We start from the raw sequence: 17,987 nt of genomic DNA, 5'->3' as shown, positions 1-17,987 counted from the left end.
CCGCCTGCATCAACTCGTCCCCCATGCCTTTCGAACCAGACCTCTCCGACCCGCTGGTCGCCCGTGCCGCCGCATTGCGCGCGGCCTTCCACACCGACGCCGCCGCGCGTGACCAGGCCGGCGGCCGCCCCACCGAGCAGGTGCGCCTGCTGCGCGAGGCCGGCCTGCCCAGCGCCCAACTGCCGCGTGAATACGGCGGCGAAGGCGCCAGTTGGCTGTCGGTGCTGCGCGCCGTGCGCGAGCTGGCCCGTACCGACGGCTCCATGGCCCACCTGTACGGCTACCACCACATGCCGATCCACACCACGCTGGCCTACGCCTCGGCCGCGCAGAAAGAGCGCTGGCTGCGGCCCACGGTGCAGCAGCAGTGGCTCTGGGGCAACTCGGGCAATGCGCTGTCCAAGACCTCCACCGCGTGCCGCGCGCCGGCGCAAGACGGCTGGCTGCTGGATGGCTTCCGGCCCTTCTCCAGCGGCAGCCATGTGTGCAACCTGCTGCACCTGCTGTGGGAAGACGAGCAGGGCCGGCGCAGCAGCGCCGTGGTGCCCAGCGACCGCGCCGGCATCATCATCGAGGACGACTGGGACGGCATTGGCCAGCGCCAGACCGGCAGCGGCACGGTGCGCTTCAACGCGGTACACATCCACGACGACGAGGTGCTGGGCCAGGCCGGCAACCCGCTCACGCCCTTTGCCTCGCTGGTGTCGCTGCTGCAGCAAAGCGTGCTGCTCAATGTGTTCGTGGGCAGCGCCCAGGGCGCGCTGGAGCAGGGCCGCGAATACACCACCACGCAGTCGCGCCCCTGGATCCACTCCGGCGTAGAGCGCCATGTGGACGACCCCTGGATCCAGCGCAAATACGGCGAGCTGACCATACGCACGCTCGCCGCCACAGAGCTGGCCGACCAGGCCGCGCGCAGCCTGGACACGGCCTATGCCCACGGCCCGGCGCTGACGCTTGAGCAGCGCGGCACAGCGGCGATCGACATCGCCACCGCCAATCTCTATGCGGGCGAGGCCGGCCTGGCCGTCTCCAATGATGTGTTCGAGCTGATGGGCGCGCGCTCGGCCACCGTGGGCAACGGCTTTGACCGCTTCTGGCGCAACGTGCGCACCCACAGCCTGCACAACCCGGCTGAGTACAAGAAGCGCAGCGTCGGCCATTGGCTGCTGACCGGCGAATCGCCCGTGCCCGCCATGTACCGCTGATGAAGCTCACCAAAATGTCCGCCAACCTCGCCTACCTCCCCACGCCGGCCAGCCTGCCCGACTTGTTCGCGCCCGCCACCGACAACCCCTGGATCGCGCGCGCCGTGGCGCTGCGCGACATCTTTGCCACCGACGCCATCGAGCGCGACCGCGCCGGCGGCCGGCCGGTGGAGCAAATCCGGCTGCTGAAAGAGCAGCGCCTGCTGGCACTGCTGCTGCCGCGCGCATTGGGTGGCGAGGGCGAGCCCTGGTCCACCGCGCTGCGCATCGTGCGCCTGTTCTCGCAGGTCGATGGCTCGCTGGGCCATTTGTTCGGCTACCACTATTCCGCCCTGGTCGGCCTGCGCCAGCGCCGCGTGCCGCAACAGGCCGAAGACCTGTGGCGCCGCTCGGCCGCCGGCAACTGGTTCTGGGGCAATACCGCCAACAGCTTCTCGCGCAGCCTGTTCGGCCGGCAAGAGGGCGAGTGGTTTGTACTGGACGGCTACCGGCCCTTCAGCTCGGGCACGCACGTGGCAGACATCATTGCCGTGGCCTGGGAAGACCAGCCCGGCGACCACGGCCTGCGCCGCTTCGCCGCGATCCCGGCCAGCCGCGAAGGCCTGGTGATCGAAGACGACTGGGACGGCATAGGCCAGCGCCAGACCGGCAGCGGCCGGGTCAGCTACCACGGCGTGCGCATCCACCAAAGCGAGGTACTGGGCGCACCGGTGCCGCTGCAGGCCACCAGCGCGCCCACCGAGCCCTACCGCACCCTGACGCCGCTGCAGCAGCAAAGCGTGCTGCTCAACGTCTACCTGGGCACGGCGCAAGGCGCGCTACGCGCCGCGCGCAGCTACACCACGCAGCATGCACGGCCCTGGCTGCACTCGGGCGTGGAGCGGCATATCGACGACCCCTGGGTGCAGCGCCAGTACGGCGAGCTGTGGACCCAGACCCGCGCCGCCACCGCCCTGGCCGACCGCGCGCTGGCCGCGCTCGACCACGCCTGGGCACAGGGCGAGGCACTGAGCGCCGAGCAGCGCGGCGAGGCCGCCGTGGCGATTGCCGCAGCCAATGTGCTGGCGGGCGAGACCGCCCTCAAGGTCACCAGCGAGATCTTCGAAGTGATGGGCGCGCGCTCGGCCGTGCGCAGCCACGGCTTTGACCGCTTCTGGCGCAACGCGCGCATCCACACCCTGCACAACCCGGCCGAATACAAAACCCGCAACGTCGGCCGCTGGCTGCTGGGCGAAGGCCACCCAGAACCAGGAACCTTCCAATGAGCGCCCCCAAGCCGCGCCAGCTGCACCTCAACATCAACGCCCTGCACTCGGGCTTTCTGCCCTCGGCCTGGCGCCGGCCGGAGAGCGACCCGGCCGCCTTCATCGATGTGCAGCACTACATCCGCACCGCGCAGATCGCCGAGGCCGGCACTTTCGACGCCATGTTCCTGGCCGACAACGCCGCCATTGCCGACCAGATTCACTTCCGCCCCATCACCGCGCTGGAGCCCACGGTGCTGCTGGCCTGCGTGGCCTCGGCCACCACGCACCTGGGCCTGATCGCCACCGCCTCCACCAGCTACAACGAGCCCTACAACATCGCCCGGCGCTTTGCCACGCTGGACCACGTAAGCGGCGGGCGCGCCGGCTGGAACATCGTCACCACGGCCGACCTGCCCTCAGCCCGCAACTTTGGCCGCGACGCAGCGGTAGACCACCGCCAGCGCTATGCCCGCGCGGCAGAGTTCACCGACGTGGTCAAGGCGCTGTGGGACAGCTGGGAAGACGACGCCTTCATCGGCGACAAGGCCGCTGGCCGCTTCGTCGACCCGGCCAAGGTGCACGCCATTGCGCACCGCGGCGAGCACTTTGCGGTGCACGGCCCATTGAACCTGCCGCGCACGCCGCAAGGCCACCCGGTGCTGGTGCAGGCCGGCGCCTCGGCCGACGGGCGCGACCTGGCGGCGCGGCATGCAGAAGCCGTGTTCTCTGCATCCCAGTCCTTTGACGAATCGCGCGCCTACGCACATGACCTGCGCCAACGCGCCGAGGCCTTCGGCCGCGGCCCGGCGGCCGTCAAGGTACTGGCCGGGCTCACCACCATCATCGGCGCCACCGAGGCCGACGCCATCCGCCGGCGCGACGATCTGATCGATGCCATTCCCTGGGACTACAGCCTGACGCGCCTGGCCGGCATCCTGGGCATCACACCTGACCGATTGAAGCTCGACGAGCGCCTGCCCGAGAACCTGCCGCTGCCCGCGGGCGGCAACGGCAACCACACCTTCTTCCACGCCACGCTGGCCACCGCGCGGCGCGGCAACTTCACCGTGCGCGAACTGATCCGCGAGCTGGCCGGCGGCGGCGGGCATCGCGTGATCGTCGGCACGCCCGAGCAGATCGCGGCCGACATCGAGCACTGGTTTCTGGGCGGCGCGGCCGACGGCTTCAACCTCATGCCCGACACCTTGCCGCACGGGCTGCAGGATTTTGTCGACGGCGTCGTGCCTATCCTGCGCCGGCGCGGCATCTTCCGCAGCGCGTATGAGGGCCGCACCCTGCGCGAACACCTGGGCCTGCCCCGGCCAGACAGCCGCTACGCGGCGCCGCGCCAGGCCGCCTGAACCCTGCACAGCAGACCATGATCGACATCGACATCCCCGGCTTTGGCCACTTGCAACTGGAGCACCTGGTCTCTGACTACAACGGCACCCTGGCGCTCGACGGCCAGTTGCTGCCCGGCGTTGCAGAGGCGCTGACGGCCATCTCTGCGCACTTGCAAGTGCACATCGTCACCGCCGACACCTTTGGCCTGGCGGCGGCGCAACTGAAAGGCCTGCCGGTCGAGCTGTCCATCCTGCCGGTTGAAGGCCAGGCCGAGGCCAAGCGCGACCTGGTACGCCAACTGGACGCCGAGCGCGTGGTGGCCATAGGCAATGGCCGCAACGACCGAAAGATGCTGCACACCGCAGCCCTGGGCATTGCGCTGGTGCAGCAGGAGGGCGGCGCGCTAGAGACCCTGCTGCAGGCCAACGTCGTCGCCACCTCGGTGCTGCAGGCGCTGGAGCTGCTGCAGCAGCCACGGCGACTCACCGCCACGCTGCGCTCATGAATATTGGCCAAATAGGCCTCTAGCCCAGTACCCACCTGGACTTATAGCTATAAAAAGCTGAGCACAAGGAGATTTTTCATGGCACGACGCACCGGCACCATCGCCCTCGGCGCCTTCCTGTACCCGGCCGGCCACCACATCGCCGCCTGGCGCCACCCCGACGCCAAGGCCGACGCGGGCGTGGACTTTCGCCACTACGTGGCGCTGGCGCAGGCAGCCGAGGCGGCCAAGTTCGACCTGGTGTTTCTGGCCGACGGCGTGGGCACGCGCGGCGATGACGTCGAGTTTTTAAGCCGCACCGCGCACAGCTACCAGGCGCAGTTCGAGCCGATCACCCTGCTATCGGCCATTGCCGCGCTTACCGAACGCATCGGCCTGGTCGCCACCGCCTCCACCAGCTTCAACGAGCCCTACCACGTGGCGCGCAAGTTCGCCTCGCTGGACCACATCTCGGGCGGCCGCGCGGGCTGGAACCTGGTCACCACCTCCAGCGAGCACGAGGCGCGCAACTTCAACCGCGACCAGCACATCGCCCACGCCGACCGCTACGCGCGCGCGGGCGAGTTCGCCGACGTGGTCACCGGCCTGTGGGACAGCTGGGAAGACGACGCCTTTGTGCGCGACAAGGCCAGCGGTCGCTTCTACGACCCGGCCAAGCGCCACGTGCTGCACCACCGTGGCACCCACTTCACGGTGCAGGGGCCGCTCAATGTGTCGCGCTCGCCGCAGGGGCACCCGGTGGTGGTGCAGGCCGGCTCGTCAGAGGCCGGCAAGGACCTGGCCGCGCGCACCGCAGAAGTCGTCTTCACCGCCCAGCAAACCTTGGCCGACGCCACCGCCTTCTACGCCGACCTGAAGGGCCGCCTTGCCGCCTACGGCCGCCAGCCCGAATCGCTGAAGGTCATGCCTGGCGTGTTCCCCGTGCTGGGCCGCAGCCGGGCCGAGGCAGAAGACAAGTTCCAGCAACTGCAGGAGCTGATAGACCCGGTGGTCGGCCTGGCCATGGTGGCCGGCCTGACGGGTGGTTTTGACCTGTCGGGCTACCCACTCGATGGCCCGATCCCGCCCCTGCCCGCTACCAACGCCAGCAAGAGCCGCCAGCAGTTGATGCTGGACCTGGCCCGGCGCGAAAACCTCAGCATCCGCCAGCTCTACCAGCGCGTGGCCGGCGCGCGCGGCCACTGGCAACTGGTGGGCACCGCGCAAGAAGTGGCTGACCAGTTGGAAGAGCGCTTTGTGCACTACGGCGCCGACGGCTACAACGTCATGGCCCCCACCCTGCCCGGCGGCCTGCACGACGTGACCGAGCTGCTGCTGCCCGAGCTGCGCCGGCGCGGCCTGTTCCGCACCGATTACCAAGGCCGCACGCTGCGCGAGCACCTGGGCCTGCAACGCCCGGCGCACCCCGCGCAACAAGCGCGTGCCGCTATCCCTTCACTCGCCCTGGCCGCCACAGCATGACCACAGCCACACAAGACCCCGACGCCCTCGCCCGCGAAACCCTGCGCCTGCTCGGCCCCGCGCCCGACAACTGGGTGCCCAGCCATCCGGGCATAGACCACAACGTTGCCGTCATCGGCGGCGGCCAGACCGGCAGCGCCATTGCCTTTGCGCTGCGGCGCGCCGGCATAGGCGGCAGCACGGTGATCGACGCCGCCGTAGACGCCACGCAGGCCGGTGTCTGGCGCACCCGCGCGCGCATGCACAAGCTGCGCACGCTCAAGAACCTGGTGGGCCCCGAGCTGGGCATTACCGCGCTCGGCTTTCAGGCCTGGTTCGAGGGCCGCCACGGCGCCGACGCCTACGCCGCAATCGACCGCATCCCGCGCACCGCCTGGGCCGACTACCTGGCCTGGTTCCGTGAGTTTCTGGCCATCGACGTGCGCTACGGCACGCGGCTGCTGCGCATAGAGCCGGCGCCAGATGCGGCCGTGCCGCACCTGCGCCTACACCTGGAGGTGCAAGGCCAGCCCCGCATAGAGACCGCACGCAAGCTGGTGCTGGCCAATGGCGTGGCCGGCAACGGCGCGCCCTTTGTGCCGCCCTTCCTCACCAGTGCGATTGACGCCGGCCTGGCCGCGCACACCGGCCATGCCATCGACTTCGCCGCCCTGGCGGGCAAGACCGTGGCCGTGATCGGCGCCGCAGCATCGGCCTTTGACGCCGCCGCCGTGGCGCTGGAGGCCGGTGCCGCCGCCGTGCACCTGTTTGCGCGGCGCGACCACATCGCCGCCCAGCCGGTGGCCAAGCTGCGCGGCTACCCCGGCATCTACGACAACTACCTGGCCCTGCCCGACGCCACGCGCTGGCAGCAGGCGCTGCGCTACCGCCGCGCCGGCTCCACGCCGCCGGCGGATTCGCTGGCGCGCGTGCTGCAGTTTCCGCAGTTCCACCTGCACCTGTCGGCGCCCTGGAGCGGGGCGCAGGTGCAAGGCGAACAAGTCCTCACCCAGGTGAGCGGGGAAGACTTCCGCTTTGACTTCGTGATCGCCGGCACCGGCTACAGCACCAACCCGTCAGACCGCCCCGAGCTGGCCGGCATCGCCCCGCAGGTGCTGCGCTGGCGCGACCGCTTCACGCCGCCCGCCGGCCAGCGCGACGACGAGCTGGGCGCCTCGCCCTACCTGGGCGCCGGCCTGGAATATCTGGAGAAGACGCCCGGCAGCGCGCCCTGGCTGCGCCACATTCATATCTACAACCCGGCCGGCTATGCCAGCGTGGGCCTGCCCCTGGGCGACGTGCCCAGCATGCGGCGCGACATCCCGGCGCTGGTGCGCCGCCTGAGCGAAGACCTGGCCCTGGCCGACCTGCCCCTGCACGAGGCCCGCATCGGCGCCGACGTACCGCCAGACTTCGACGCCACGCTCTACGGCCAGGCGCTGTGGCGCGGCCACCAGCCCGTCGAGGCTTGAGGCGAGCCCACGCCAGCGCACCGCCAGCAGCCTGGGGGTGGGCTCACTCAAGCCGCCAGGCGCCGCTCTGCGCGCGGCACGGCGTCGATCAGGCTGCGCGTATAGGGATGCTGCGGCCGCTCCCAGATGTCATGGTGGCTGCCGGATTCGACGATGCGGCCGCCGTGCATCACCAGCACGCGGTCGGCGATGTAGCGCACCACGGCCAGGTCGTGCGAGATGAACAGGTAGGCCAGGCCAAACTCCTCTTTCAGCTCCACCAGCAGATTCAATATCTGCGCCTGTACCGACACGTCCAGCGCAGACACCGGCTCGTCCAGCACCACCAGTGCCGGCTGCACCACCAGCGCCCGCGCAATGCCGATGCGCTGGCGCTGCCCCCCAGAGAATTCGTTGGGGTAACGCTGGCCCGCATCCGCCGGCAGGCCCACCCGGTCGAGGATGGCCGCGATGCGCTGGCGCCGCTCCTGGCGCGACACGGTGCCGTGCACGCGCAGCACGGTGTCAAGAATGTCGAACACGCTGCGCCGCGGGTTGAGTGACGCGTACGGGTCCTGGAACACCATCTGCACCTGGCGCCGCCAGGGCTTGAGCGCGCGCTCGGACAGCGGCGCGATGTCGGTGCCGCCCAGCACGATGCGGCCCGCCGCCGGCGCCACCAACCGCAGCAAGGTCTTGGACAGCGTGGACTTGCCGCAGCCCGACTCGCCCACCAGGCCCAGGGTTTCGCCCGCGCCGATCTCGAACGACACGCCATCCACCGCTCGCAGCACGCCGCCATCGCCCCGTGGGTAGTCGGTGCACAGCTGCTCCACCCGCAGCAGCGGCGGCGCGCCGGCCACGGCCCGGTGCGCGGCCCGCGGCGCCGCCGGTGGCGTGTGCAGCACAAAGCGGCGCTGCTGCGTTGCCGGGTCGTGCCGCACCTGGATCTCGGGCAGCCGGGCCGCGCTGTAGTGCAGCCCGCGCCCGGCATGCAATGAGGCGCCCAGCAGCCCGCGCGTGTAGGCATGGGCCGGCGCGGCAAACAAGCGGGCGGTGGGTGCTTCCTCCACCTTCTCGCCGCCAAACATCACGGCCACCCGGTCGGCCCACTGCGCCACCACGCCCAGGTCATGGGTGATCAGCAGCAAGGCCATGTCCAGCTCGCGCCGCAGGCCATCGAGCAGTTCCAGGATCTGGGCCTGGATGGTCACGTCCAGTGCCGTGGTCGGCTCGTCGGCAATCAGCAGTTGCGGCCGGCAGGCCACCGCCATGGCGATCATCACGCGCTGGCGCTGCCCGCCGGATAGCCGGTGCGGGTGGTCGTCGATGCGGCGCTGCGGCTCGGGGATGCGCACCAGATCCAGCAGCTCCAGCGTGCGGGCACGCGCCGCAGCGGCCGACAGGCCCTCGTGCAGGCGCAGCGTCTCGGCGATCTGCGCGCCTATGGTGTGCACCGGGTTGAGCGAGGTCATCGGCTCCTGGAACACCATGGCCATGTCGCGCCCGCGCAGCGCCCGCAGCTCGGGCGGCGGCAGCTCCAGCACCTCGCGGCCAGCAAAGCGGATGCTGCCGCGCAGCGTGGTGCCAGGCGCCAGCAGCCGCAGCAGCGCCAGCGCCGTGGTCGATTTGCCACAGCCGGATTCACCGACCAGCGCCAGCGTCTCCCCGCGCTGCAGCGACAGGTCCAGCCCGCGCACCGCCTGGACCGGCCCCTGCGAGCCATGGAAGACGATATCCAGGCCGCGTACGTCAAGCAGCGGCGTGGAGGGAAGCACGGGGTGGATGGTCATAGGCGCAGGGCAATGCCCCCGGGCACCAGCGCCCGGGAGTGCAGCGGCATGCTACGGACGGCCGCGCCCGCCGGTCCACCAAGAAAAACGCCTAAGCAAATGCCTTTTGCGGCCATCGCCCGCACCAATGCCGCCTGGCAGCGCAAGGCCATCCGAAAGGACAGAGCCCGCATGAGAAAATCGCCGGTTCATCCCCAATTGCACCCTCAGGACAACAAAATGGAAGCAGAACGCATCAACCTCATCGGCAACACCCTGGCGGACCTGGCAGTCCGGACCGCCGAGTTACGGGGGTATCTTTGACTTCGATGCCAAAAAAGAACGCCTGCGTACGGTAGACGCCTCGCTCGAAGACCCGGCCGTCTGGAACGACCCCAAGCGCGCGCAGGAGCTCGGCAAGGAGAAAAAGTCGCTCGACGCCGTCGTGGTGCTGCTGGAGAAGCTCACCCGTGAGCTGGCCGACAACGCCGAACTCTTCGAGATGTCCAAGGAAGAAGGCGACGACGACGGCCTGGCCGCCATCGAGGCCGATGCCGCGGCGCAAGCCAAGGACATCGAGCAGCTTGAATTCCGCCGCATGTTCAACAACCCGGCCGACCCGCTCAACTGCTTCCTGGACATCCAGGCCGGCGCTGGCGGCACCGAGGCCTGCGACTGGGCCAGCATGCTGCTGCGCCAGTACCTGAAGTACGCCGAGCGCAAGGGCTTCTCCACCCAGGTGGAAGACGAAACCCCGGGCGACACCGCCGGCATCAAGAACGCCACCATCAAGATCGACGGCGAGTACGCCTTTGGCCTGCTGCGCACCGAGACCGGCGTGCACCGCCTGGTGCGCAAGAGCCCGTTTGACTCCTCCGGCGGCCGCCACACCAGCTTTGCCAGCGTCTTTGTCTACCCTGAGATTGATGACTCGATCGAGATCGACATCAACCCCTCGGACGTGCGCACCGACACCTTCCGCGCCAGCGGCGCCGGCGGCCAGCACATCAACAAGACCGACTCGGCCGTGCGCCTGACGCACATCCCGACCGGCATCGTGGTGCAGTGCCAGGACGGCCGCAGCCAGCACAGCAACCGTGACGTGGCCTGGAAGCGGCTGCGCTCGCGCCTGTACGACCACGAGATGCGCAAGCGCCAGGAAGAGCAGCAAAAGCTCGAAGACAGCAAGACCGATGTCGGCTGGGGCCACCAGATCCGCAGCTACGTGCTGGACAACAGCCGCATCAAAGACCTGCGCACCGGCGTTGAAATCTCTGCCACGCAAAAGGTGCTGGACGGCGATCTCGACCCCTTCATCGAAGCCTCGCTCAAGCAAGGCGTGTAAGGCCTAGCGCCACCAGGGCAACGACACTGGGGCGCCGGCTTTTTTCCATTCCGTTTCTTTTTCTCGGGAGTCCCCATGCTGCGTGAAGGCCAACCCAATGCCATCCACCGTGCCGACTACGCGCCACCCGCGTACTGGATCGACACCGTCGATCTGGCATTCGACCTCGACCCCGCCAAGACCCGGGTGCTCAACCGCATGCGCCTGCGCCGCAACCCCGACGTCGCGGCCCAGCCGCTGCGCCTGGACGGCGAAGAGCTGAACCTGGCCCGCGTGCTGGTCAACGGCCAGGGCACCTCCTTCAAGATCGACGGCGACCAGTTGGTGCTGGAGAACCTGCCCGAAGGCCCGGACGCCTTCGACCTGGAGATCTTCACCACCTGCTGCCCGGCCAAGAACACCAAGCTGATGGGCCTGTTCGTCAGCCAGGACACCTTCTTCACCCAGTGCGAGGCCGAGGGCTTTCGCCGCATCACCTACTTCCTGGACCGCCCGGACGTGATGGCCAGCTACACCGTCACGCTGCGCGCTGACCGTGGCCACTACCCGGTGCTGCTGTCCAACGGCAACCTGGTGGAAGAAGGCACGCTGGCCGACGGCCGCCACTTCGCCAAGTGGGTCGACCCCTTCAAGAAGCCCTGCTACCTGTTCGCGCTGGTGGCCGGCAAGCTGGTGGCACGCGAGCAGCGCATTCGCGCGCGCAACGGCAAAGAGCATTTGCTGCAGGTCTTCGTGCGCCGCGGCGACCTCGACAAGACCGAGCACGCGATGAACTCCCTCATCCACTCCATCGCCTGGGACGAGGCCCGCTTTGGCCTGCCGCTGGACCTGGACCGCTTCATGATCGTCGCCACCAGCGACTTCAACATGGGCGCCATGGAGAACAAGGGCCTCAACATCTTCAACACCAAGTACGTGTTGGCCAGCCCGGCGACGGCCACCGACGTGGACTTCGCCAACATCGAATCGGTGGTGGGCCACGAGTACTTCCACAACTGGACCGGCGACCGCGTCACCTGCCGCGACTGGTTCCAGCTGAGCCTGAAAGAAGGCCTGACGGTGTTCCGCGACCAGGAATTCAGCCAGGACCTGTGCGCTGACCCGTCGGCACGCGCCGTCAAGCGCATCGAGGACGTGCGCGTGCTGCGCACCGCCCAGTTCCCCGAGGATGCCGGCCCCATGGCGCACCCGGTGCGGCCCGACAGCTACATCGAGATCAGCAACTTCTACACCGTCACCATCTACGAGAAGGGTGCCGAGGTCGTGCGCATGATGCAGACCCTGGTCGGGCGCGATGGCTTCGCCAAAGGCATGACGCTGTACTTCGAGCGCCACGACGGCCACGCCGTCACCTGCGAAGACTTTGCCCAGGCCGTGGCCGACGCCAACCCGCAGTCCGAGCTGGCGCGCCTGCTGCCGCAGTTCAAGCGCTGGTACAGCCAGGCCGGCACGCCGCGCGTCAAGGCCGAAGGCCGCTACGACGCCGACGCCCGCAGCTACACCCTGACCCTGTCGCAAAGCTGCCCGCCCACGCCCGGCCAGCCCGACAAGCAGCCCTCCGTCATCCCGGTGCAGCTGGGCCTGCTGGCACACGACGGCCGCGCACTGCCGCTGCAACTGGCGCACTGGGCCCAGCCTGAGGCCGGCTCGCGCCTGTTCGTGCTGACCGAAGCCAGCGAGACCTTCCAGTTCGTCAACGTCGATGCCGCGCCCGTGCCCTCGCTGCTGCGCGGCTTCTCGGCCCCGGTGATCCTGGACATCGACTACGCCGACGCCGACCTGCTCACCCTGCTGGCGCACGACAGCGACCCCTTCAACCGCTGGGAAGCCGGCCAGCGCCTGTCGCTGCGCCGCGCTATCAATGCAATAGCTAATAACCCAAGCGCAGCAAGGGCTGAAGGCATATTTGATGCAGAAGTCCTGGATGCGGCCTACATCGACGCCATGCGCAGCGTGCTGCGCCACCCCGCGCTCGACGCCGCCTTCAAGGAACTGGTGCTGACCCTGCCCTCCGAGGGCTACATCGCCGAGCAGCTCGACGTGGTCGATCCGCAGCGCATCCACGCGGTGCGCGAAGCCATGCGCGCCCAGCTCGCCACCGCCCTGCAGGCCGATTGGGCCTGGGCCTGGGAGCAGCACCAGCACAACGGCGCCTACACGCCCGACCCGCTGTCCTCCGGCCGCCGCGCGCTGGCCGGCCTGGCGCTGTCGCAGCTGTGCCTGGCGGCGCGCACGTCTGAAGACACGGTCTGGCCCGGCAAGGCCTACCAGCGCTTCAAGGACGCCGACAACATGACCGACCGCGCCAACGCGCTGCAGGCCCTGGTCGGCAGCGGCCACGCACTGGCACAGCCGGCGCTGGAGCGCTTCCATGCGCTGTTCAAGGACGAGGCGCTGGTGCTGGACAAGTGGTTCTCGCTGCAAGCCGGCGCCCCTGACCGCGGCGGCGATATCCTGCCCGCCGTGAAGAAGCTCATGGCCCACCCCGACTTCAGCCTGAAGAACCCCAACCGCGCACGCAGCGTGATCTTCAGCTTCTGCAGCGCCAACCCCGGCGCCTTCCACCGTGCCGACGGCGCCGGCTACGCCTTCTGGGCCGAGCAGGTGAAGGCGCTGGACGCCATCAACCCGCAGGTCGCCGCCCGCCTGGCGCGCGCACTCGACCGTTGGAGCAAGCTCGCCGAGCCCTACCGCCAGCAGGCACGCGACGCCATCGCCCGTGTTGCTGCTGTGCCCACCCTCAGCAAGGACACGCGCGAAGTGGTCGACCGTGCCCTGACCAATTGACCCCCACAAGGAACCCGACATGGCCCAAAAAATCAGCCTGACCCGCTACCTCGTCGAGAAACAACGCACCGACGGCCACATCCCCGCACAGCTGCGCCTGCTGCTGGAAGTGGTCGCACGCGCCTGCAAAAGCATCAGCCAGGCCGTCAACAAGGGCGCGCTCGGCGGCGTGCTTGGCACGGCTGAGAGCGAGAACGTGCAGGGCGAGGTGCAGAAGAAGCTCGACATCATCTCCAACGAGGTGCTGATCGAAGCCAACGAATGGGGCGGCCATCTCGCCGCCATGGCCAGCGAGGAAATGGACAGCATCCACCTCGTGCCCAGCCGCTATCCGCAGGGCGAATACCTGCTGCTGTTCGACCCGCTCGACGGCTCCAGCAACATCGACGTCAACGTCAGCATCGGCACCATCTTCAGCGTGCTGAAGAAGCCGGAAGACCACCCCGGCGTGCAAGAGGCTGACTTCCTCCAGGCCGGCAGCAAGCAGGTCGCCGCCGGCTACTGCATCTACGGCCCGCAAACCACCCTGGTGCTGACCGTGGGCGACGGCGTGGCCATGTTCACGCTCGACCGCGAGCAGGGCAGCTTCGTGCTCACGCAAGAAGACGTGAAGATCCCCGCCGACACCAAGGAATTCGCGATCAACATGAGCAACATGCGCCACTGGGACGCCCCGGTGAAGCGCTACATCGACGAATGCCTGGCCGGCACCGAAGGCCCGCGCGGCAAGGACTTCAACATGCGCTGGATCGCCAGCATGGTCGCCGACGTGCACCGCATCCTCACCCGCGGCGGCGTCTTCCTCTACCCCTGGGACAAGCGCGAACCCGAAAAGCCCGGCAAGCTGCGCCTGATGTACGAAGCCAACCCCATGGGCTGGCTGGTAGAACAAGCCGGCGGCGCCGCCACCGACGGCCGCCAGCGCATCCTGGATATCGCCCCCACCAAGCTCCACCAGCGCGTATCCGTGGTGCTCGGATCAAAAAATGAGGTCGAGCGCATCACCAGCTACCACAGCACGCTATAATCTTGGGCTTACGCCGGTGTAGCTCAGTCGGTAGAGCAGCTCATTCGTAATGAGAAGGTCGGGTGTTCGATTCATCTCTCCGGCACCAAATGACAAGCCCCTGATTCGCAAGAGTCAGGGGCTTTTCTGTTTTGGCGCCGTCCACCGGCCCTACGCGCGCCGGCCTTGCCGGAACCCGCCCAGGCCCGCTACGCTGCTGCCCTCATCAGGAGCACCATGCACCGCCGCCACCTCCTCCAACTGGCCATCGCCGCCAGCAGCGCGTCCGCCCTGCCACGCTGGGCGCAGTCGGCCACGCTGCGCCCGCGCAGCAACCCGTTTGCGCTGGGCGTGGCCAGCGGCGCGCCCGACCATGAGGGCTTCGTGCTGTGGACGCGGCTTGTGGCCGGGCCGGGCGAGGCGCTGCAGGGCGCGCACCAGGTGCGCTGGGAGATTGCCGAGGACGAGGCCTTCCGGCGCATCGTGCGCAGCGGCCAGTCGCCGGCACTGCCCGAGCTGGGCCATGCGGTGCACGTGGAGGTGCAGGGCCTCGCGCCTGACCGCTGGTACTGCTACCGCTTCATGCTGGGCGACGCGGTCAGCCCTGTCGCCCGCGCCCGCACCATGCCGGCGCCGCAGGTGCTGGCCGCAAGGCTGCGCTTTGGTTTTGCGTCCTGCCAGCGCTGGGAGCATGGCTACTACGCGGCCTGGCGCCACCTGGTGGCGGATCAGCCCGACCTGGTGCTGTTCCTGGGCGACTACATCTATGAGTACGCCATGCCGCGCAACCCCAGGCAGGCGCTGGCGCGCAGCCAGCCGCTACGGCGCGCACAGACCCTGGCCGACTACCGCGAGCGCTACGCCCTGCACAAGAGCGACCTAGACCTGCAGGCCGCGCACCACGCCTGCCCCTGGATCGTTACCTGGGACGACCACGAGGTAGAGAACGACTACGCCGGCCTGAACGGCATGGCCGCGCCGGCCGACTTCCTGGCGCAGCGCAATGCCGGCTACCAGGCCTTCTACGAGCACATGCCGCTGCGTGCCAGCGCGCTGGTGCATGGGCTGGGCGGGCTGGGCCGGCTCGATGGCGTGCGGGTGCACGAGCGCTACGCCTTCGGCCGCCTGGCGCGCTTCCACGTGCTGGACACGCGCCAGTTCCGCGACATCCAGGCCTGCCGCAGCCCAGGCACGCCGGCCCAGGGCGCGGTGCGGGCCGACGCCTGCCCGGCGCTGGACGATCCGGCGCGCAGCCTGCTCGGCCCGCAGCAAGAAGCCTGGCTCGATGCCGGCCTGGCGCAGGACGCGCGCGACGGCGCCACGCGCTGGAGCGTGCTCACGCAGCAGACGCTGTTCTCGCCGCGCCACTACGGCGCGGCCGGCCGTGGCCCGACCCCCACCGACTGCTGGGACGGCTACCCGGCCGCCCGCGCCCGGCTGCTGGGCTCCATCGCCCGCCAGGCGCCGCGCAACCCGGTGTTCGTCGGTGGCGACATCCATCAGAACTATGTTTGCAACGTGCATGCCGACAGCAAGCGCAATGACACGCCGGTGGTCGCCAGCGAGTTCTGCGGCACCTCGATCACCTCGTATTCGGGCGCCACGCAGCAGAAGGTCGATGCGCTGGTGCAACGCAACCCGCAGGTGCTGTTCGCCAATTGCGAGAAGCGCGGCTACGCGCTGGTCGACCTGAGCCCCACGCGCTGGCAGACCACGCTGCGCGCGGTGGACGACCCGCTTCGGGCGGATTCGGGCATCTCGACCCTGGCGCAGTTCGTGGTGGAAGACGGCCGGGCCGGCGTGATCCGGGCCTGACCGGATAATCCGAGGGTGACCATCCCCTCGTCTTTCATCCAGGAACTCCTCGCCCGCACCGACGTCGTCGAGATAGTCGGCCGCCATGTCCAGCTCAAGAAGGGCGGCGCCAACTTCATGGGGCTGTGCCCCTTCCACGGAGAGAAATCACCCTCTTTCTCGGTCAGCCCGACCAAGCAGTTCTATCACTGCTTTGGCTGCGGCGCGAGCGGCGACGCGATCAAGTTCCTGATGGAGCACACCGGCGCCAATTTTGTCGAGGCGGTGCAGGACCTGGCCCAGCAGATCGGGCTGGAAGTGCCGGACGAAGACGTCTCGCCCCAGGACAAGGCCCGCGCTGCGGCCCAGCGCCAGAAGCAGGCCACGCTGGCCGATGTGCTGCTCCAGGCCGGCGATGCCTACCGCAAGCACCTCAAGGCCTCGCCACGCGCGGTGGACTACCTAAAGGGGCGCGGCGTCTCTGGCGTGGTGGCGGCGCGCTTTGGCCTGGGCTATGCGCCGCCGGGCTGGCGCACCCTGGCCAGCGCGTTCCCCGCCTATGACGACCCGCTGCTGGCCGAAAGCGGCCTGGTCATCGTCGGCGAAGAGACCGAAGGCGTGCCCGAATCCGAGCGCAAGCGCTACGACCGCTTCCGCGACCGGGTGATGTTCCCGATCCGCAGCATCAAGGGCGACTGCATAGGCTATGGCGGCCGGGTGCTGGGCGACGAGAAGCCCAAGTACCTCAATTCACCCGAAACACCGGTGTTCAGCAAGGGCCGCGAGCTGTATGGCCTGTTCGAGGCCCGCGCCGCGCTGCGCGAATACGGCTACGTGCTGGTCACCGAAGGCTATATGGACGTGGTGGCGCTGGCGCAACTGGGCTTTCCCAATGCCGTGGCCACCCTGGGCACGGCCTGCACCACCGAGCATGTGCAAAAGCTGTTCCGCTTCACCGAGACGGTGGTGTTCAGCTTCGACGGCGACGCCGCCGGCCGGCGCGCGGCGCGCAAGGCGCTGGACGCCGCCCTGCCCTTTGCCAGCGACACACGCTCGGTGAAATTCCTTTTCCTGCCGGCCGAGCACGACCCGGACAGCTTCATCCGCGCCCACGGCCAGGAGGCCTTTGCCCAGCATGTGACAGACGCCGTGCCGCTGAGCCGCTTCCTGCTGGAGGCCGCGCGCGAAGGCTGTGACCTGACCACCGCCGAAGGCCGCGCCCACATGGCCAGCAATGCCCGCCCGTTGTGGAGCGCGCTGCCCGAGGGCGCGCTGCGGCTGCAGCTGATCGGCGAGATCGCGGCCGAGGTGCAGTTGGACGCTGGCGGCCTCTCCACCCTGTGGGCCGGCGCCGCAGCGGCCGATGCCGCGCGCCGGCCGCGCCAGGCCGAGCGGCGCGCGCCCGCGCCAAACGCGGCCACCCATCCTGACGACGGCGGGCCGCCAGTCTGGGACGGCGGCGGCGAGTCATGGTCCCCGCCCGACTTCGACAACAGCTACCACGCCCCTGCCCACCCACGCAGCCGGCGGGCGCCGCCCATGGGCCGCCCCGAGCATGCCGCCCGCCTGCTGCTGACGCACATGAGCGCACTGGAGACGCTGTCGCACGACGACCACGTGATGCTGGGCGAGCTGCCGGCGCCGCTCGGCCCGCTGTTCGTCTGGCTGGAGCGCGAGCTGCATGAGCACGGCCCGCGCCCCTGGGCCGCCCTGCGCGAGGGCCTGCGCGGCCACGAGAGCGAAGAGGCGGCGGCCCGCATCATGACCGGCGACCACGCCGAGACGGCGACAGAGGCCGACCCGAAAGAGCTGCGCATGGAACTGCGCGGCCTGCTCGACCTGATGCTGCGCGAGCGCATCCAGGTCCAGCAGCGGGAGGCCATTGCGGCGGCGGCCACCGATCCGGCGGCCCTGCAAAGGTGGCGCGAGCTGGAAAAACAGCGCCAGGCCCTTGACTCTGCCCGCCTTGCCCCCAGTTGAAATCCAGTCGCGCGCTATAATGCGCGGTTAGCTGACGGCAAGAGCGACAGCAGTACCTCCGGACCAGGCCAACCGTGACATACGCGCACAACCGGCCCCCCACCGCAA

13 protein-coding genes and 1 tRNA gene are annotated in these 17,987 nt (G+C 69.2%); 13 read left to right on the top strand and 1 reads right to left on the bottom strand.

The window, feature by feature from the left end:
* Positions 1 to 23 precede the first annotated feature (23 nt).
* The 6 genes from AAFF27_09005 to AAFF27_08980 all read left to right on the top strand — a co-directional run bounded on the left by AAFF27_09005 (position 24) and on the right by AAFF27_08980 (position 7,216).
* On the top strand, positions 24 to 1,208 hold the full coding sequence (locus AAFF27_09005; GenBank protein XAH25312.1) for an acyl-CoA dehydrogenase family protein: 1,185 nt from the start codon (positions 24 to 26) through the stop codon (positions 1,206 to 1,208).
* Positions 1,208 to 2,473, top strand: coding sequence for an acyl-CoA dehydrogenase family protein (locus tag AAFF27_09000; protein XAH25311.1), 1,266 nt, complete (start codon positions 1,208 to 1,210; stop codon positions 2,471 to 2,473). Before AAFF27_09005 ends, AAFF27_09000 begins: the two co-directional genes overlap by 1 nt.
* Positions 2,470 to 3,816, top strand: coding sequence for an LLM class flavin-dependent oxidoreductase (locus AAFF27_08995; protein ID XAH25310.1), 1,347 nt, complete (start codon positions 2,470 to 2,472; stop codon positions 3,814 to 3,816). Before AAFF27_09000 ends, AAFF27_08995 begins: the two co-directional genes overlap by 4 nt.
* Positions 3,817 to 3,833: 17 nt before the next feature.
* Positions 3,834 to 4,304 (top strand): hypothetical protein, encoded by a 471-nt coding sequence (locus AAFF27_08990; GenBank protein XAH25309.1) that lies wholly within the window; start codon positions 3,834 to 3,836, stop codon positions 4,302 to 4,304.
* Between the two features lie 78 nt (positions 4,305 to 4,382).
* On the top strand, positions 4,383 to 5,765 hold the full coding sequence (locus AAFF27_08985; protein ID XAH25308.1) for an LLM class flavin-dependent oxidoreductase: 1,383 nt from the start codon (positions 4,383 to 4,385) through the stop codon (positions 5,763 to 5,765).
* The gene (locus AAFF27_08980) at positions 5,762 to 7,216 is read left to right on the top strand and encodes a SidA/IucD/PvdA family monooxygenase (GenBank protein XAH25307.1); all 1,455 of its coding nucleotides are present in this window, start codon (positions 5,762 to 5,764) and stop codon (positions 7,214 to 7,216) included. Before AAFF27_08985 ends, AAFF27_08980 begins: the two co-directional genes overlap by 4 nt.
* 47 nt (positions 7,217 to 7,263) lie before the next feature.
* On the opposite strand, the gene AAFF27_08975 is transcribed toward AAFF27_08980, so the two are convergent.
* The gene (locus tag AAFF27_08975; protein ID XAH25306.1) at positions 7,264 to 8,988 is read right to left on the bottom strand and encodes an ABC transporter ATP-binding protein; all 1,725 of its coding nucleotides are present in this window, start codon (positions 8,986 to 8,988) and stop codon (positions 7,264 to 7,266) included.
* A gap of 99 nt (positions 8,989 to 9,087) precedes the next feature.
* Between AAFF27_08975 and AAFF27_08970 the strand changes: the two genes are divergently transcribed.
* From AAFF27_08970 to dnaG, 7 genes are all read left to right on the top strand, one after another.
* Positions 9,088 to 9,291: a hypothetical protein gene (locus AAFF27_08970; GenBank protein ID XAH26373.1), complete on the top strand. Its 204-nt coding sequence runs from the start codon at positions 9,088 to 9,090 to the stop codon at positions 9,289 to 9,291.
* Positions 9,208 to 10,312 (top strand): peptide chain release factor 2 gene (prfB, locus tag AAFF27_08965; GenBank protein XAH25305.1). Its coding sequence is split into 2 segments (ribosomal slippage): positions 9,208 to 9,288 and positions 9,290 to 10,312, totalling 1,104 coding nucleotides; the frame shifts between segments, so codons are not numbered across the junction. The genes AAFF27_08970 and prfB overlap by 84 nt, the downstream gene beginning before the upstream one ends.
* A gap of 75 nt (positions 10,313 to 10,387) precedes the next feature.
* Positions 10,388 to 13,099: an aminopeptidase N gene (gene pepN / locus AAFF27_08960; GenBank protein ID XAH25304.1), complete on the top strand. Its 2,712-nt coding sequence runs from the start codon at positions 10,388 to 10,390 to the stop codon at positions 13,097 to 13,099.
* Positions 13,100 to 13,118: 19 nt separating this feature from the next.
* The gene (locus AAFF27_08955; GenBank protein XAH25303.1) at positions 13,119 to 14,126 is read left to right on the top strand and encodes a class 1 fructose-bisphosphatase; all 1,008 of its coding nucleotides are present in this window, start codon (positions 13,119 to 13,121) and stop codon (positions 14,124 to 14,126) included.
* 12 nt (positions 14,127 to 14,138) lie between these two features.
* Positions 14,139 to 14,214 (top strand) — tRNA-Thr (locus tag AAFF27_08950).
* Between the two features lie 128 nt (positions 14,215 to 14,342).
* The gene (locus AAFF27_08945; protein ID XAH25302.1) at positions 14,343 to 15,920 is read left to right on the top strand and encodes an alkaline phosphatase D family protein; all 1,578 of its coding nucleotides are present in this window, start codon (positions 14,343 to 14,345) and stop codon (positions 15,918 to 15,920) included.
* 15 nt (positions 15,921 to 15,935) lie between these two features.
* A complete protein-coding gene (dnaG, locus tag AAFF27_08940) occupies positions 15,936 to 17,879 on the top strand; it encodes a DNA primase (GenBank protein XAH25301.1) in 1,944 nt (647 codons plus the stop codon).
* Positions 17,880 to 17,987: the final 108 nt, after the last annotated feature.

The sequence above is a fragment of the Xylophilus sp. GW821-FHT01B05 genome (genome assembly GCA_038961845.1).
In the GTDB taxonomy this organism is placed as follows: domain Bacteria; phylum Pseudomonadota; class Gammaproteobacteria; order Burkholderiales; family Burkholderiaceae_C; genus Xylophilus.
The sequence above is the reverse complement of the archived record's forward strand: the minus strand, read 5'-3'. Positions and strand labels throughout refer to the sequence as shown.

Bases quoted from the DNA above. Each gene is read 5' to 3' on its own strand.
- AAFF27_09005 (XAH25312.1), top strand. From the start codon at position 24: ATGCCTTTCGAACCAGACCTCTCCGACCCGCTGGTCGCCCGTGCCGCC.
- AAFF27_09000 (XAH25311.1), top strand. From the start codon at position 1,208: ATGAAGCTCACCAAAATGTCCGCCAACCTCGCCTACCTCCCCACGCCG.
- AAFF27_08995 (XAH25310.1), top strand. From the start codon at position 2,470: ATGAGCGCCCCCAAGCCGCGCCAGCTGCACCTCAACATCAACGCCCTG.
- AAFF27_08990 (XAH25309.1), top strand. From the start codon at position 3,834: ATGATCGACATCGACATCCCCGGCTTTGGCCACTTGCAACTGGAGCAC.
- AAFF27_08985 (XAH25308.1), top strand. From the start codon at position 4,383: ATGGCACGACGCACCGGCACCATCGCCCTCGGCGCCTTCCTGTACCCG.
- AAFF27_08980 (XAH25307.1), top strand. From the start codon at position 5,762: ATGACCACAGCCACACAAGACCCCGACGCCCTCGCCCGCGAAACCCTG.
- AAFF27_08975 (XAH25306.1), bottom strand. From the start codon at position 8,988: ATGACCATCCACCCCGTGCTTCCCTCCACGCCGCTGCTTGACGTACGC.
- AAFF27_08970 (XAH26373.1), top strand. From the start codon at position 9,088: ATGCCTTTTGCGGCCATCGCCCGCACCAATGCCGCCTGGCAGCGCAAG.
- pepN (XAH25304.1), top strand. From the start codon at position 10,388: ATGCTGCGTGAAGGCCAACCCAATGCCATCCACCGTGCCGACTACGCG.
- AAFF27_08955 (XAH25303.1), top strand. From the start codon at position 13,119: ATGGCCCAAAAAATCAGCCTGACCCGCTACCTCGTCGAGAAACAACGC.
- AAFF27_08945 (XAH25302.1), top strand. From the start codon at position 14,343: ATGCACCGCCGCCACCTCCTCCAACTGGCCATCGCCGCCAGCAGCGCG.